The organism is Priestia sp. SIMBA_032 (genome assembly GCF_046535215.1).
Taxonomy (GTDB): Bacteria; Bacillota; Bacilli; order Bacillales; family Bacillaceae_H; genus Priestia; species Priestia aryabhattai.
Window position 1 is genome coordinate 1 of sequence record NZ_JAWRXD010001135.1, and the last position, 253, is coordinate 253.

General features: G+C 67.6%; 1 protein-coding gene. It reads right to left on the reverse strand.

Annotated features, from left to right (window positions below):
• The coding region (locus SB717_RS37870) for an FAD-linked oxidase C-terminal domain-containing protein (RefSeq protein ID WP_410908316.1) at positions 1–253 on the reverse strand (253 nt) is incomplete at both ends.

Sequence of the window (253 nt, forward strand, 5' to 3'; positions counted from 1 at the left end):
GTCGGGGTCGGTGGTGGAGAACACCTCGGTGGCCCCGCAGTCGGTGAACGCCTGTTCCATGATGGCGACCTCGGCGGCCGCAGCGGCGCCGGGTGCGTCGGATTGGGCGACCAGCAACGCCCCGGCGTTGCGGTCCAGGCCCATCCTGAGGTGGTCTTCGACGGCGTTGATCGCCACCTTGTCCATGAACTCGAGCATCGCCGGACGGATGGTGGAGGTGATGGCCAATACGGCCTTCGAGGCGGCATGAACC